Genomic DNA, 15,527 nt, shown 5'->3' on the forward strand with positions numbered 1-15,527 from the left:
TGGTGTTTTTTTGAAGGCTATATTGTACGCTTAAAACGCACTTTTGCCTATCGTGTAAAGATGAACATATTTAAACAGGGATTGAATTTATTTCACAGTGTTTTAATAATGATATTTTTTTATTGATACATAACAAAAATTTATAAATTTAAAATATTACATATATTTTTAAAATGTCACTAAATTAAAAAAGCGGCCGCTGACACTTGTATTTCCGCTTACACCAACTAATCTTATAGTATTAGTTAGTATCAAGGATGATAGCGAGACATGTTAGCCAAACCAATTTACGAAGTTGTCCCTTATGTGTACTTCTTTCTCGGGGTGAGTTGTATTACGTTAGCCAAAGATAGTGTGCCAACTTTAATCGGTATAATACTGTTTTTAATGGGCGCTAATGTGTGGCGTATGCGCTCTGAGGCCAGAAGAACTGATCACTCAAGCCAAAGAATAAAACAAACGAAATCTCACTATTACTATGAATTTAAACCATTTATTTTATTCATTTCAGCGTTCACTTTAATTCAGTGGACACAAAACGAAATAATCTCAATTATCAGTGTGTTACTGTGTATCGCCTCTTTGGTAATTCTCATTATGCGAGTTTTAAACCGTCATAGCCATTCACTACTTCATTAAAATAAGCAATATAAAAAAGAGCGGCTAAGCCGCTCTTTTTTATGGATATTACGCGAGTTTACTTAGTAGCTCAGTGCGAAGCAATTGATAATCAAACTTGATATCTTCAGCTAAACATTGCTTTGCTAATGCATCAGCAAGTGGTTTCGGCATAGACAGTTCGATGTCTAAAATTTCTTCAACACTTTCTTTAAATTTAGCTGGGTGTGCAGTCGCTAAAAAGATGCCTGCGCTGCCGTCTGCTAGATTTTCTTTCAAGCCTTGATAAGCAATTGCAGTATGAGGCTCTGCAATGTAACCCGTTTGATGAATTTTTTTCATCACCTCTTTTGTTTCTTCTTCACCTACACAGCTTGAGTAAAAATCATCATAGCTAAACCATTTGTTATCCAACATAAACTGAACACGTGGCCAGTTATTCGGTTTACTCACATCCATTGCGTTCGATAACGACTCAAGTGTGTCATTCGGTGCCCATTCTTTATTTCGTAAGAAACGTGGCACCGTGTCGTTTTGATTCGTTGTGGCACTTAATTTAGCAACCGGCATACCAAGCACTGCTCCAATCATTGCAGCGCACACATTACCAAAGTTACCACTTGGTACTGAGATATGCGCTTTACTACGCTGCTCTTTAGGTAATTGAGCAATGGCTTCAAAGTAATAGCATACCTGTGCAACTAAACGACTGATGTTGATTGAGTTAGCAGAGTTTAGACCTAGCTTTTGTTTAACTTCATCGTCTAAAAACGCTTGTTTTACCATGCTTTGACAATCATCAAAGCTACCATCAACAGCATAGCAGTGAATGTTATTACCTAACGTTGTGAATAGCTTTTGCTGCGCCAGTGATATTTTCCCTTTCGGGTATAAGATCACGACATCAATATTAGGCTTATTATAAAATGCATGAGCAACCGCAGCCCCAGTGTCGCCTGATGTAGCCGTTAAAATCGTGACTTTTTCGCCTTGGTTAAATTGTGCAAGACACTCAGCCATAAAACGACCACCAAAGTCTTTAAAAGCAAGCGTTGGGCCATGAAATAGCTCTAAGCAATAAATATCTTTTTCTACTTCAACCAATTTCACATCAAAGTTAAAGGCATTTTGTACCATCTGTGCAACGGTATCGGCAGGTAGTTCATCACCAATCAGATGCGATAAAATCTTGCTGCTACGACTAACAAAGTCCAAATCTAATAACGCATCAATGTCTTGAATTGGCGTTAGGCTTTCTGGGAAGAACACCCCTTGGTTACGCCCTAAACCCGTTTTTACCGCTTCAACAAACGACACCTGTTGTGTTTCATCTTTTAAATTATGTAATTGCATGTTTATTCCTTAAATTCTTTAAAGCTGTCGTGTGCCAAGCTGATCAAGTTGACAGATGTGGCAAAAGCCCTGCTCATTGATGTAATTATCATTCAGCCACGCTGCACACTTTTGTGCAGCTGCAAGGCTCTTACACACGGTAAATAATGTTGGACCCGCCCCCGAAATACTGACAATCTCTGCGCCAAGCTCTGGTAAGGCACTTTTAGCTTCTGCAAAGCCTTGAATGAGCGGTGCACGATGTGGCTCAGCTATTTCATCACTCATAATGGATAGCGCTGCATCAAAGCGACCAGTTAGCAATAAGCTACTAAACGCAGAAAGTCGCTGTGCAAACTCAACACTGTCGTGCATTGATAATTGCTTTGGCAGTACTGATCGCGCTTTTGCGGTATTAAGTGAAAAACCTGGAAAAGCCGCTACGTAATACCATTGATTATCAACAGGTAACGAAATTGACTTGTTCGGAATAAGTTCACCAGTTAATTGCAAACCACCTAAATAACATGGCGTGATGTTATCGTAATGACGGCCGCCACTAACAATGGCTTCAAAATCAGCCATCAACTCGATAAGTTGCTCTTGAGATAAATTTGTTTCGGCAAACTTATCAAGGGCTGCAAACGCAGCCACCACAGAACACGCACTTGAACCTAAACCTGAGCCAATTGGTAAGTTCTTTTTAAGCTCCAGTTTTACCGCTGGCATAGCCGGCGCAACGTGTTCTTTAAAGTGAATTAAACATTGATAAGCCAAGTTTTCTTCAGCATTAGCAGGCAATTTATGAGCATAGTCGCCAGAGCAGACAAAGGTATCTTGCTCAGCGGCACTAACCTCGACAACATCACCTAATAAGGTGCCATCGATAGGTGCCAGCGCAGCACCTAGCGCATCAAAGCCAACAGCAAAATTCCCGATTGAAGCGGGTGCATATACACGGATCATAACCTGCTCCTAGCGCGTTAACGTTTTTAAGATATCAGCAAATACGCCTGCGGCCGTTACTTCAGCACCTGCGCCATAACCACGAATCACAAACGGGCGTGGTTGATAATATTGACTTAAGATTGCCAGTGCATTTTCACCGTCACGGATATCGTATAAAGCATGGCTACTATCTACGGCTTCAATGCCTACTTTACATTGACCGTTTTCAATAGTGCCCACATAACGAAGTACTTTACCTTCACTTGCTGCACTTTGAATGCGGTCGTTAAACTGCGCATCAAGTGATGGTAGTTTTGCCATAAAATCGGCTACAGAATCATCTTCTGCAAACCCTTTTGGTAAAACAGATTCTACTTCAATATCGCTTAGTTCTAACTCAAGACCTGATTCACGAGCAATGATCAGTAGTTTTCGGGCAACATCAGTGCCTGATAAATCATCACGCGGATCTGGCTCTGTAAATCCACTTTCTTTTGCTTTTAACGTTGCTTCGCTAAGTGATAAACCATCTTGTAGCGCACCAAACATATACGATAATGAACCCGATAAGATACCGCTGAACTTAATAAGCTCATCACCCGCACCAAATAGCGATTTCAGGTTATCAAGAACCGGTAGGCCTGCACCTACGTTTGTTTCATATAAAAACTTACGATTATTCTTTTGTGTTGCTGCCACTAAATCTTGGTAGTAAGCATACGAGCTAGTATTGGCTTTTTTATTCGCCGCAACGACATGGAAGCCTGCATTTAAGAAATCAACATATTGCGCAGCAAGTTTATCGGCTGAGCTACAATCTACGATCACAGGGTTGATTAAGTGATTTTGTTTAACAAATTGCTCAACCAGATTTAAATCAAATGCTTGCTCTGAGCTCGCTAGTTTTTCTTGCCAGCCATCAAAAGCAATGCCTTCGCTATCTAGATATAGCTGTCTTGAGTTAGCAACACCGTATAGGTTCAGCTTAATGTTGCGTTTTTCAAGCCATGCTTGTTGGCGCTCTAGCTGCTGAATAAGCTCTTGACCAACTAAGCCACAGCCAAGTAGAAACACATCGATTGAAGGAATATGCGTAAAGAAGTTCTCATGGCACACTTTTACTGCGTCGTTGCATAGCTCACCATCGATAACGGCTGAAATGGCGCTTTCTGTTGAGTCTTGTGCAATAGCAACAATGTTAACCTGCGCTTGTGCCAATGAAGCAAAAAACTTAGCAGCTAAACCTTTATGAGCACGCATGTTGTCACCCACTAAAGTGACAATAGCAAGATTACGCTGTACTTGTACTGGCTCAATTAAACCAGCTTGTGATTCTAATTCGAAAGCTGTTTGTAATGCTTCAAGGGCAAGTGATAGGTCACTCTCATGCACACAGAAACTGATGCTAAATTCACATGAAGATTGAGTGATTAACACAATTGAAACATTGTCATGAGCCAGTGCATTAAATACTTTTGACGCCATGCCCACTTTGCCTTTCATACCTGGGCCTGACACCGTTAACATAGCGAGGTTTTGTAAACTTGATAGCGCTTTAACAGGATCGCTCGACACACTGTCGTTACTGATCACAGAACCTTCTGCACGTGGGTTATGAGTATTTTTGATCTCGCACGGCACACCTGCTTTAGCACAAGGTAAAATCGTTTTTGGGTGCAACACTTTCGCACCAAAATACGATAGTTCCATCGCTTCTTTATATGAAAGCGAATCAACCTTAGAGGCTTTTTTGATATAGCGCGGGTCAGCATTGTACACACCGTCTACATCAGTCCAGATTTGACACACATCAGCTTCTAAACACGCTGCTGCAATCGCAGCTGAGTAATCTGAACCATTACGGCCAAGTGTTGTAAGCTCACCTTGCTCATTAGATGCTGTGAAACCTGGCATGATATAAATAGTACTTGGCGCCGCTTTCAATGCTTCTTGAAAACGTAGTTTACTTGCTGCTAAGTCAGCTTCAGCATCAATGTAACCACCTACAGAAGCTATACACGCCGTTGCTTCGAGGTAGCGAGCATTGCTCTCTTTAAGCATACATTCCATCAAGGCAACACTAACGCGCTCACCAAAACTGATTACATAAGCACGTACTTGGTCTGGGCAGCATTTTAAAAGTGCAACACCATCTAGTTTATTCTTAAGCTCGTTCAAGTCTGGCCAATTTGCTACCTGACCAAAATCAGCTTCAACAGCAGCTTTTAATTGTTCACAGCGTTCAACCAGTGCTTGCCATAACTCACTAAAATCTTGCCCATGTTCTGCTGCACTTGCTAACGCTACCAGAGAATCTGTCATACCACCTGGTGCTGATAGAACTAACAACATTTCATCACGTAATTCTTCTTTGACTAACTGAGCTACCTGTTGCAAACACGCGAAGTCAGCCAAGGACGACCCGCCAAATTTTAATACTCGCATTATTTATGTTTCCTCATCCCATAAACGAAAAAAGGCCTGTGTTCTAGTGAACACAGGCCTTTATATTTGTTGCACCGACCTATGCCACTATCCCGTAAGGATGATGGTTGTAATAATAATGGTCGTTGCGTGATTAAATGTTTTCATAGCTTTTAGACTGCCCTATTACTAGCTAGGCTGTCAACCCTTTACTTGAAGATAAATTATGCATTTAGGTTATAAGAAACACTAATGAATACCAAATTTATGCAAGGTCGCTTTTAAGCGGGCAATATCTATCGGCTTGTCGATAAAGTCGATAGCACCTAGTTTTGCAACTCGTTGTTTCATTTCAACTTGAATATCAGCCGAAATAACTAATACAAAACACTCTATTTTTTCAGCTTTGATGGTTTCGAGTACAGTTACGCCATCGACTTCTGGCATAGTTAAATCCAAGCACAGCAAATCAAAGCTCTGCTCTCGTAAAAAAGTAAGTGCTTCTTTGCCATTCTTGGCTTGATGAATATCAGCACTGATGCAATCACCTAAGCACCTAACAACTTGTTTCCTAGCAACGTTTGAGTCATCGCAGACAAGTACTGTGAAATTAGAACTATTCATGAGATAAAAATCTTTGCTGTAGCAAATACAACATTAAAAAAGGCTAAAGTAAAAGATGAAGTAAATTTATAACACACTTTTTAAAGTGCAGTAAGGCTAAGTTTTTTCAATATTTAGTAACAATTTATAAATGTTTCTTCAAAAAAGGATATATTTATTTATTTTTAATCATTTATTAGCTAACTTTAGAACTAGCTGAATGTATTACAATTGTCACCAAGGAGCTATGGATATTCCATGCTACAAAAAAGCCTGTCAAAAAAATTATTAACCAGCGTACTCTCGGTCTACTTTTTATTAACGTTTGTAGTTACGTGTGGGCAGGTCATTGCTGAATACGTTAATACTAAAGACTATATACGTGACGAATTAACCACCTTACAAAAAACATTTAGCCGAAGCTTAACCCGCGCCATTTGGGAGTTAAACACCAAACAAACAATTACCACGGCCGAGGGATTACTCGCCATTCCAATGATTGAAGGTATTATTGTCCGTGATGATAGCGGTGAAATATTATCCCAACTTGGGCGCTCTCTAGATATACACGAATTATACAGCCAACAACTAGTGCAAGAAGAAGCCATTATTGAGGACACCCCTTCGGGCTTATTTGGTTATACTTTCCCGCTTATTTTTGAGTTTTCAGGCAGAGCAACCCAAGTCGGTGATGTCACCTTATTTTCAAGCCGCGAAGTTGTCTTTAGCCGTATTATGATTTCAATTTATTTCTTGATTGGTAATGCGATGATCAAAACCACGTTTTTGATCATTTTATTTTTAATAGCCTTTAGAAAACAACTTACCGAGCCACTTGCACAACTCACCGAACAAATTGAAGACCTTGAGCTCAATGACTTAGAAGGTCGTCACATCGAAATCGAAACGAGTGAGCATAACGAGTTAAAAGTGATGGAAGAGTCATTCAATCGCTTAATAGATAAAGTGGTGTTGTACAGAGAAGAGCTCGAACATACACAAAAAGAACTGCTCATAAGCAACGAAAAACTCGACCAACAAAATCTGCAATTAGAGCAAGAAGTCGCACGTAAAACATCTAACCTCAGCCAAGCTATGATGGACTTGCAACAGCAAAAATATGAGTTAGAAAAACAAAAACTAACCCTTACAGAAGAAATCGATTTACGTAAACAAACCGAACAAGAATTAATTACCAAGCAAACAGAATTACAACGTTACCTTGATGAGCTAAACATGGCACAAGAGCGCCTTGTCGGCTCAGAGAAAATGGCTGCATTAGGTGGCTTAGTCGCGGGTATTACGCATGATGTAAACACACCGATTGGTATTGGTGTAACTGCAACCTCATTTTTACAGGAGCGGTTGGACCAAATAGAAGCCGCTTACAAAGACAAAACCCTGTCGCCAAAAGCGCTTGAAGAATTTATTAATGATGCCAAACAAAGCACAAGCTTACTCACCAGTAACCTTGACCGCGCTTCAGAGTTAGTTGCAAGTTTTAAACAAATTGCAGTAGACCAAGCAAGCGAAGCGGTGCGAACCATTAACTTTAAAGAATATTTAGGGGAAGTTATTCGCTCGTTACACCCTAAGTTAAAGAAAACATCGCATCATATTAACCTTGATTGTCCTGAAGATTTAACCCTTAACTTACCGGCTGGCGCTATTAGTCAAATTTTCACCAACCTTATCATGAACTCGCTGATCCACGGCTTCGAGGGCATCGAAAATGGCCTTATTGATATCATTATTAAAGACGAAGAAGATGAAGTGATCATCGACTTTAAAGATAACGGTAATGGCGTTACCAAAGAGCAGTTAGAAAAACTTTTTGACCCATTTTTTACCACCAAACGCGACCAAGGCGGCAGCGGCTTAGGCACACATATCACCTTTAATCTAGTGAAACAAACGCTTAGTGGTGATATTGAAGTCAATAGTGAACCTGGTAAAGGCTTGCACTACCACATAAGCTTTCCAAAAAACATGCCCAAACCGCTTTCAATGTTCAACTCGTAAGCAAAACGCCATGATGCCGAAATCATTCATTTCGGCATCACTTTTTTATTGTTATGATTGGGCAAATTTATTGAAAGGATTAGCCTAATTATGTGGTTTAGTAACCTTATCTGTTACCGCTTTAAACAAGACGTCTCATATAACCAAGAAGATTTCGACAAAGCCCTAGAGCAAGACCTATTTCGTTCATGTACAGGCCAAGAGCTATCAACGTTTGGTTGGACAAAAGCATTTGGCAAACATGGCCAAACACTGTCTCATTTCTCTCAAGACAGTATTTTAGTGTGCGCTAAGCGTGAAGAAAAAGTACTACCAGCGGCCGTAATCAACGAACTTGTAATTGAAAAAGTAGAACAAATTGAAGCCGAAGAAAATCGCCCTGTTAAGAAAAAAGAAAAAGACGAATTAAAAGAAAATATTCTACATACGCTACTTCCTCAAGCATTTAAAAAATCGAGCCTACAGTTTGCCTTTATCGATCAAAAAAATGGCTGGGTAATCGTAAACAGCGCAAGCTTTAATAAAGCAGAAGAGCTACTAGCCCTACTTCGTAAATCACTTGGCACACTGCCTGTTGTTCCTGCATTTGCGAATTATGACCTTGATGTATTTTTAACAGATTGGCTCACTAAGTTCAGTGCACCTGACGGGTTTGCTATCGGCAATGATGCCGAGCTTGAAGAAGCTGATGACAGCGGAGCTCAGGTAAAACTAAAAGGTCATGACCTTTCATGTGATGAAGTAAAATCGCATCTAGAAAATGGCAAGCGTGTAACTAAGCTGGCGCTAGATTGGCAAGAGCGCGTTAAGTTTATGCTGCAAAATGATGGTTCAATCAAACGCATGAACTACTCAGAAACATTAAAAGAAGAAAACGCTGACATTCCTAAAGAAGATATGGCAGTCAAGCTCGATGCAGACTTTATCCTCGCATCAGAAGAGATCAAACAAATGTTAGAAGAGCTAACACAAGGGCTTGGTGACGCTGACGATTTATAACAGTGCGTGACACAAAAAAGTGCGATAAACATCGCACTTTTTTGTTATTTCATACTGCGTAGATAAAGATTATACCCTCTATGGTATTAGTCAGTAAAAACGGCCTTAACCTCATTGAGCATATTGTGGTACTCATCAGTATTGAACATATCAAGAGACTCAATGACCCCTTTATCAACATACATTTGCAACGCGGCCGACTTATCTGAAACTTGTAAAATTCCCTCCAGAATGGCACCTATACGGATAAAATCCACATAACAAATATGCTCAGGGCGGTAATTAGGATTTGCCCAGCTTTCAGCAACTTCAACAAATTCATCAGTGAAACCCCATGCTCGCATGATAGCACCGCCAACCTTCCCCCCTAGCTTTTGAATGGCATGGGCAAGAAAACTAGGATTGGCAAATACTTCGGGGTGTTTTTCAGCTTCAGTAAGAATGGGTAGCACGCCAATGTTATAAACCAATGAAGCGAGTGTAATGGTATCTCGGTTCAATGAAGTGTGCTTATTCATATGTAAAAAGAAATCCATTAAGGTAATTGAATGGCAGGCAACTTTAAGCGTCTTTTGCCATGCTTTATCCATATAACCCTTAATTAACTCATTATGTGAAACAAAAAGCTGCTCCATGGCCATTGCCGTAGCAATATTCTTAATTTGCCTTAAACCAATACGAGTTACCGCTTGATGTAAATTTGTGACCTTCACTGAGCGTCCCATAAATGCACTGTTGGCCACTTTAATCATTCTTGCCGATAAAGCAGGATCATGTGCAATGACATCCGCCATCTGCATTAAATTTACATTCGGATCGTCCGCCGCTTGTCTCACTTTGACAGCAACTTCCGGTAAGGTAGGTAACACTAACGTGTCATTATTTATTCTGTCGACCAAAATGGTCAGTAAAGCATTCTCTGTTGACATATACGTGCCATCCTCTTGAATTAGCCACTTGCAAATAACGCAAACTAATGACTGACATTCTTAGATTAATTATAGTTTTAGTATTATCTAAGTTAGCGCTAAAGTTAAGAAAAACACAGAAATTATATTTTTTTATTTTTAAGTCACTACCTGATAAATAAATATTGCTTCTAGCGCAGTAAACTTGCCATATATATGTCAGATTTGCTTTAATGCGAAGACGTTCTGTTTTAAACGTAATGATTCTCTCTTTCTAACGGGCAAAAAAATGACATTAAATAAAATTAGCCAAGCACTTATCTTATCAGGTGCTGTTTTTCTTGGCGCATGCTCTAATGAGCAAGCAACCACTTCTCAAACTAAGCCTACAGCACAACAAACAAAGCAAATTACTGAAGAAAATAATCCTCAACTTATCAATGCTGACAAGAGTCGTTTAGATATTTATACAGACTTTACACTTACATCAGACTTAAGCCACTTAAGTGACAATCAAAAACAAATGGTTGGTAAGCTAATTGATGCATCAAAAATCATGGATCAACTATTTTGGCATCAAGCATTTGGTGAAAACAAAGACGCATTTTTAGCAAAAATAAATGATGAAAAAGTTCAGAAATTTGCAGATATCAACTACGGCCCTTGGGATCGTTTAAATGGCGATAAAGTATTTTTATCTGGCTACGAAGAAAAGCCACTTGGCGCAGGTTTTTATCCAAGCGACATCACTAAAGAAGAATTAAATAGCGCAAATGTTGAAGACAAAACAGGCCTTTATTCTGTAATTAAGCGTGATGAAAATGGCAAACTTTATAGCGTTGCATACTCTGTAGAATATGCACAAGAGCTTGAAAAAGCAGCGAACTTATTACGTGAAGCAAGTAAACTTGCTGATGACAAAGAATTTGCAAACTACTTAAGTATGCGTGCTGATGCGCTAGTAAGTGATGATTTCCAACCATCTGACTTTGCGTGGATGGATATGAAAAATAACCCAATTGATGTTGTTATAGGTCCTATCGAAACTTACGAAGATCAGCTATTTGGTTATCGCGCCGCCTATGAATCTTATGTACTTATTAAAGACCTTGCTTGGAGCGAACGCTTAGCTAAGTTTGCTGCTTTCCTACCTGAGTTGCAAAAAGGCTTACCTGTTGCAGACAAGTACAAGCAAGAAGTACCCGGCTCAGATGCAGACCTAAATGCTTATGATGTTGTGTACTATGCTGGCCACTCAAATGCGGGTAGTAAAACAATTGCCATCAACCTGCCAAATGACGAGCAAGTTCAATTAGAAAAAGGCACACGTCGCTTACAGCTGAAAAATGCAATGCGCGCTAAGTTCGATAAAATCTTAGTGCCAATTTCAGAGCAGTTAATCGTTCCTGAGCAACGTAAGCACATCACCTTTGATGCATTTTTTGCTAACACCATGTTCCACGAAGTAGCCCATGGTTTAGGCATTAAAAACACCCTTACAGGTAAAGGGACAGTTCGCCAATCACTACAAGAGCATGCCAGTGCCCTTGAAGAAGGTAAAGCAGATATCCTAGGGCTTTACATGGTTGAACAGCTACTTAAAAAAGGCGAAATCACTGACGGAACATTAGAAGATTATTACATCACCTTTATGGCTGGTATCTTCCGCTCGGTGCGTTTTGGTGCATCAAGTGCCCATGGTAAAGCAAATATGATCCGCTTTAACTTCTTTGCTGAAGAAGGTGCGTTTTCTAAAAATGCGGACGGCTTATACAGCGTTAACATGGAGAAAATGAGTCAAGCAATGGAAAAACTTTCGCGCTTAATCTTAACGATTCAAGGTGACGGTGATTACCAAAAAGTTGATCAGTTAATCGCAACCCATGGTGAGATTAAAGCTGAGCTTGCTAAAGATTTAGAAAAGCTAAGCCAAGCAAACATCCCTGTTGATGTAACCTTCAAGCAAGGTAAAGACGTATTAGGTTTAAACTAAACCAGTTATTTTTGAAGTTAAAAACGCTGCCAGTGGCAGCGTTTTTTATTATTTGAAGCTTATTAATGAGCAACAAAACTGAGTCCATACTTGTTGTTTAACTTTACGATATCGCCACTTATCAACATGTTATGAAACTCTCGGTTAAACTCATCAATAAAACGACCTAACTCTCGTTGTTTAGAAAAACCAAAATAGCCTTGATTAACAGTTAGCAAGGGCGAAAGCATAATAACGTCCTCAGCAATCCCTAATCTTTCTATTACAGGCTTTGCCGCACGTGGATGAGCCAGAAGCAGATCAACTCTATCGTACATTAACTGTAAAAAGCTTGCTTGCACACTCGCCACCTCAGAGAGTGACAAACTCGATTCATAACGCTTAAACTCTTGACCGTAATCCCAACCTCGAATTACACCTATTACGTCTTTTTTTAAACTAGCGAAGTTGCCAAGCCAGGTAACTGAGTTACTCGGTTTAGTATAAAATACAATAGGATCCTCATAGAAAGGCAGTTCACTGTACAGAATATATTGCTCGCGAAGCAGCGACTTGTAGGGTCCAATAATCGCATCAGCCTTCCCTTGCTCAACCATTTTCAACGCTCGCTTCAATGGCATCACATCGATAATTACGGTATGCCCTAAACGCCGACATATTTCATGAACAATATCAGCACCCAGTCCGGTAGCATCTCCTTGGGGATTGGGCTCCAAAATTGCGGGAAAATGGCTCCCTACAAAGTAATAACTTTTAGCAAAACACGAAAAGGAGCTAAAAATAAAAAGTACTGAAAGCATTAATCTCTTCACTTCTTACTCCCTCCTTTTGGCATTCTGAAAAATAAATTTTACTCTAGCACGAATATTAAAAATGCGCTTTAAGTGCTGAAATTTGCTCATCGCTATAAGGTATAGCAGGTAACTTTCCCCATACAGGTGCGGGCCATGCGGCATCGCTTTTAAAACGCGCAATATGATGAATATGTAATTGCGGTACCATGTTACCCAGTGCAGCAACATTCAGCTTATCAGGACTAAATACCTGTTGAAGCAGCTTGCTTAACTTAGCAGATTCTTGAAGTAACATAATTTGTTGCTGTTCAGACAGGTCAATGATCTCTTTAACACCCGCCTCTCTAGGCACTAAAATAAACCATGGATATTGGCTGTCATTCATCAGCAATACTTTACACAGTGGCCAATCAGCAAGTTCGATACAGTCGCGTTGTAGTTCTTTGGCCAGCGAAAACGGCGAGTAGGTATTTTCCATCAAAAATCCTTAAATCTAAGTTGTACCCCTGCTACTTTATAGCATTTAGTTGCAGTTGCCTAAGCTTACCATTAACATCGTGGCAGTTTTTATTCGAGCAAAGGTACCCTTGTGCTAAAAAAAATTAAACATCTCTCACTTGCCCTGCCAATGGTTGCAACGGTATTTAGTGTAAACGCAGAACAACTCACCCTAGAACGTATTTTTGATGATCCAAGCCTAGCAGGTAAAGCGCCGGTACAGTTAAAGTTTTCACCTGATGGAAGTCGAGTTACTTACCTACAAGGTAAAACAGATGACTATAACCGCTACGATTTATGGGAATACAATCTAAAAGATAACAAAAATCGTCTACTGGTTGACTCCGCAGCATTATTTTCAGGCCCAGAAAATTTATCTGATGAAGAAAAAGCACGTCGTGAGCGTCAGCGTATTTTTGGTAAAGGCATTTTAGAATACAAATGGTCAAAAGATGGAAAGGCACTCCTTTTTCCACTTAATGGTGATCTTTACTACTACGAACTTGCCTCAGCTAAAAGCCGCAAGTTAACGGACACTGACGCATTTGAAACTGATGCACGTTTCTCACCAAAAGGGCATTATGTATCTTTTATCCGTGAGCAAAATCTTTACGCACTTAATTTAAAAACAGGTAAAGAAATCCAATTAAGTAACGATGGCGGTGGCGTAATTAAAAACGGCATGGCTGAATTTGTTGCGCAAGAAGAAATGGGCCGTATGACGGGCTACTGGTGGTCAGGTGATGAAGCAAAAATTGCCTATACCCGTGTTGATGAAAGCCCTGTAAAAGAAGCCATTCGTAACGAAATTTACGCAGATGAAGTAAAGCTTTTTAATCAACGCTATCCGTTCACTGGCACTGATAATGTTGAAATAAAACTTGGCGTAGTAAATATCAACAATCAAAAAACTGACTGGATTGATTTAGGTGAAGATAAAGACATCTACATCGCGCGAGCTAAGTGGTTAAAAGACAACAAAACTTTGTCATATCAGTGGCAAGACCGTTCACAACACAATTTAGAGCTGCGTTTTTATAATAGCGATAGTAAAAAACAAAAAGTCGCATTAACAGAAACAAGCAAAACGTGGATAAACCTACACTTTGATCTTGAGTTCTTAAATGATAAAAAGCACTTTGTATGGGCATCTGAACGTGATGGCTTTAAACACCTATATTTATATCGCACAAACGGTGAAATGATCCGCCAAATCACACAAGGTGATTGGGTTGTTGATAGCTTAAAAGGGATTGATGAGAAAAAAGGCATCGTTTATTTTGCTGGCCGTAAAGACACAGCACTTGAAAGCCACCTTTACAGCGTACCGCTATTCAAAAAAGGCGAAATTAAGCGCGTAACTGAACTTGGTGCATACCACAATGTGGTCATTGCAAAAGATAACAAAACTTTTATCGATAACAGCTCATCAGTTAACAAACCAGGCTCTGCTGCGTTACGTAAAATCAATGGTGATTTCATCACCTGGCTTGAAGAAAACAAGTTAGATAAGTCACACCCATTAACGCCTTATCTCGCTGATTTAATCACCCCAGAATACGGTACATTAACGGCTGAAGATGGACAGACTATGCATTATCGTTTGTTCAAGCCAACAAATTATCAAGATGGTAAAAAACACCCTGTCATTGTAAATGTATATGGGGGTCCTCACGCGCAACGTGTCACTAATAGCTGGCGCAGCAAAAACTTGTACTTCCAGTATATGGCGCAACAAGGCTATGTTATTTTCCAACTTGACAACCGTGGTTCATACAACCGTGGTAAAAAGTTTGAAGACGTGATTTATAAGCACTTAGGTGTTGCTGAAGTTGCAGACCAAATCAAAGGTGTCGAGTTCTTACGTACTCTTGATTACGTTGACCCTGAGCGTATTGGTATTTATGGCCACAGCTACGGTGGTTACATGGCGCTTATGACGATGTTTAAAGCGGGCGACTACTTCAAAGCCGGTGTTTCTGGTGCGCCAGTAACTGATTGGGCACTGTACGATACGCACTACACTGAGCGTTATGTCGGTCACCCTGCTAGCAACGCAAAAGGCTACGAAGCAAGTGCCGTATTCCCCTATGCTGAAGGCTTAAAAGGCCCGTTGATGATTTACCACGGTATGGCTGATGACAACGTGTTATTCACTCACGCCACTAAGTTGTTCAAACAACTGCAAGATCAAGAAAAGCAGTTCGAAATGATGACTTACCCTGGCTCAAAACACAGTTTACGTGGCAAGAGCGTACAAACTCACTTACACCAAACTATCACAAGTTTCTTCAACCGACACTTTAACGTTGAGTAATCTAGTTTAATTTCGATAACTTAGACTAAAGGCTGATTGTAAAATCAGCCTTTTTTTTGTCTCAATATATT

Annotated in this window: 12 protein-coding genes; 5 read left to right on the forward strand and 7 right to left on the reverse strand. The window is 39.9% G+C overall.

From position 1 onward, the window contains the following. Nucleotides 1–270: 270 nt before the first annotated feature. Nucleotides 271–639 (forward strand): hypothetical protein, encoded by a 369-nt coding sequence (locus L3V41_RS16555; RefSeq protein WP_062570196.1) that lies wholly within the window; start codon nt 271–273, stop codon nt 637–639. A 48-nt stretch (nt 640–687) separates the two neighbouring features. On the opposite strand, the gene thrC is transcribed toward L3V41_RS16555, so the two are convergent. The 4 genes from thrC to L3V41_RS16575 form a co-directional block, all read right to left on the reverse strand. After that, the gene (gene thrC, locus L3V41_RS16560; protein ID WP_193988387.1) at nt 688–1,971 is read right to left on the reverse strand and encodes a threonine synthase; all 1,284 of its coding nucleotides are present in this window, start codon (nt 1,969–1,971) and stop codon (nt 688–690) included. 18 nt (nt 1,972–1,989) lie between these two features. Then, on the reverse strand, nt 1,990–2,916 hold the full coding sequence (gene thrB, locus L3V41_RS16565; protein WP_237114862.1) for a homoserine kinase: 927 nt from the start codon (nt 2,914–2,916) through the stop codon (nt 1,990–1,992). A gap of 9 nt (nt 2,917–2,925) precedes the next feature. Then, nucleotides 2,926–5,343 (reverse strand): bifunctional aspartate kinase/homoserine dehydrogenase I, encoded by a 2,418-nt coding sequence (gene thrA, locus L3V41_RS16570; RefSeq protein WP_062570193.1) that lies wholly within the window; start codon nt 5,341–5,343, stop codon nt 2,926–2,928. A gap of 228 nt (nt 5,344–5,571) precedes the next feature. Then, complete coding sequence (locus L3V41_RS16575) at nt 5,572–5,946, reverse strand: response regulator (RefSeq protein ID WP_062570192.1); 375 nt, start codon at nt 5,944–5,946, stop codon at nt 5,572–5,574. Between the two features lie 237 nt (nt 5,947–6,183). Between L3V41_RS16575 and L3V41_RS16580 the strand changes: the two genes are divergently transcribed. Both L3V41_RS16580 and rdgC read left to right on the forward strand, forming a co-directional pair. Then, nucleotides 6,184–7,947 (forward strand): HAMP domain-containing sensor histidine kinase, encoded by a 1,764-nt coding sequence (locus tag L3V41_RS16580; protein ID WP_062570191.1) that lies wholly within the window; start codon nt 6,184–6,186, stop codon nt 7,945–7,947. Nucleotides 7,948–8,037: 90 nt separating this feature from the next. Continuing rightward, entirely contained in the window at nt 8,038–8,946 is a 909-nt protein-coding gene (gene rdgC / locus L3V41_RS16585; protein WP_062570190.1) for a recombination-associated protein RdgC, read from the forward strand. A gap of 86 nt (nt 8,947–9,032) precedes the next feature. Here the strand turns inward: rdgC and L3V41_RS16590 are convergent, their stop codons facing one another. Continuing rightward, nucleotides 9,033–9,875 (reverse strand): HDOD domain-containing protein, encoded by an 843-nt coding sequence (locus L3V41_RS16590; RefSeq protein ID WP_062570189.1) that lies wholly within the window; start codon nt 9,873–9,875, stop codon nt 9,033–9,035. A gap of 268 nt (nt 9,876–10,143) precedes the next feature. On the opposite strand from L3V41_RS16590, the gene L3V41_RS16595 reads away from it, so the two are divergent. Further along, nucleotides 10,144–11,847 (forward strand): Zn-dependent hydrolase, encoded by a 1,704-nt coding sequence (locus tag L3V41_RS16595; RefSeq protein WP_193988384.1) that lies wholly within the window; start codon nt 10,144–10,146, stop codon nt 11,845–11,847. A gap of 62 nt (nt 11,848–11,909) precedes the next feature. Here the strand turns inward: L3V41_RS16595 and L3V41_RS16600 are convergent, their stop codons facing one another. Next, nucleotides 11,910–12,659 carry a transporter substrate-binding domain-containing protein gene (locus L3V41_RS16600; RefSeq protein WP_157066227.1) on the reverse strand — a complete coding sequence of 250 codons (750 nt, stop codon included), beginning with the start codon at nt 12,657–12,659 and terminating at the stop codon, nt 11,910–11,912. A gap of 55 nt (nt 12,660–12,714) precedes the next feature. Then, nucleotides 12,715–13,119, reverse strand: coding sequence for an HIT domain-containing protein (locus L3V41_RS16605; protein ID WP_062570186.1), 405 nt, complete (start codon nt 13,117–13,119; stop codon nt 12,715–12,717). Between the two features lie 111 nt (nt 13,120–13,230). Between L3V41_RS16605 and L3V41_RS16610 the strand changes: the two genes are divergently transcribed. After that, entirely contained in the window at nt 13,231–15,456 is a 2,226-nt protein-coding gene (locus L3V41_RS16610; protein WP_237128115.1) for a S9 family peptidase, read from the forward strand. The last annotated feature ends 71 nt before the right edge of the window (nt 15,457–15,527 follow it).

It is taken from the genome of Pseudoalteromonas sp. L21 (assembly GCF_021728035.1).
Lineage (GTDB): Bacteria > Pseudomonadota > Gammaproteobacteria > Enterobacterales > Alteromonadaceae > Pseudoalteromonas > Pseudoalteromonas arabiensis.

Excerpts from the sequence above, each read along its gene's own strand:
- L3V41_RS16555 (WP_062570196.1), top strand. The coding sequence starts at position 271 with ATGTTAGCCAAACCAATTTACGAAGTTGTCCCTTATGTGTACTTCTTT.
- thrC (WP_193988387.1), bottom strand. The coding sequence starts at position 1,971 with ATGCAATTACATAATTTAAAAGATGAAACACAACAGGTGTCGTTTGTT.
- thrB (WP_237114862.1), bottom strand. The coding sequence starts at position 2,916 with ATGATCCGTGTATATGCACCCGCTTCAATCGGGAATTTTGCTGTTGGC.
- thrA (WP_062570193.1), bottom strand. The coding sequence starts at position 5,343 with ATGCGAGTATTAAAATTTGGCGGGTCGTCCTTGGCTGACTTCGCGTGT.
- L3V41_RS16575 (WP_062570192.1), bottom strand. The coding sequence starts at position 5,946 with ATGAATAGTTCTAATTTCACAGTACTTGTCTGCGATGACTCAAACGTT.
- L3V41_RS16580 (WP_062570191.1), top strand. The coding sequence starts at position 6,184 with ATGCTACAAAAAAGCCTGTCAAAAAAATTATTAACCAGCGTACTCTCG.
- rdgC (WP_062570190.1), top strand. The coding sequence starts at position 8,038 with ATGTGGTTTAGTAACCTTATCTGTTACCGCTTTAAACAAGACGTCTCA.
- L3V41_RS16590 (WP_062570189.1), bottom strand. The coding sequence starts at position 9,875 with ATGTCAACAGAGAATGCTTTACTGACCATTTTGGTCGACAGAATAAAT.
- L3V41_RS16595 (WP_193988384.1), top strand. The coding sequence starts at position 10,144 with ATGACATTAAATAAAATTAGCCAAGCACTTATCTTATCAGGTGCTGTT.
- L3V41_RS16605 (WP_062570186.1), bottom strand. The coding sequence starts at position 13,119 with ATGGAAAATACCTACTCGCCGTTTTCGCTGGCCAAAGAACTACAACGC.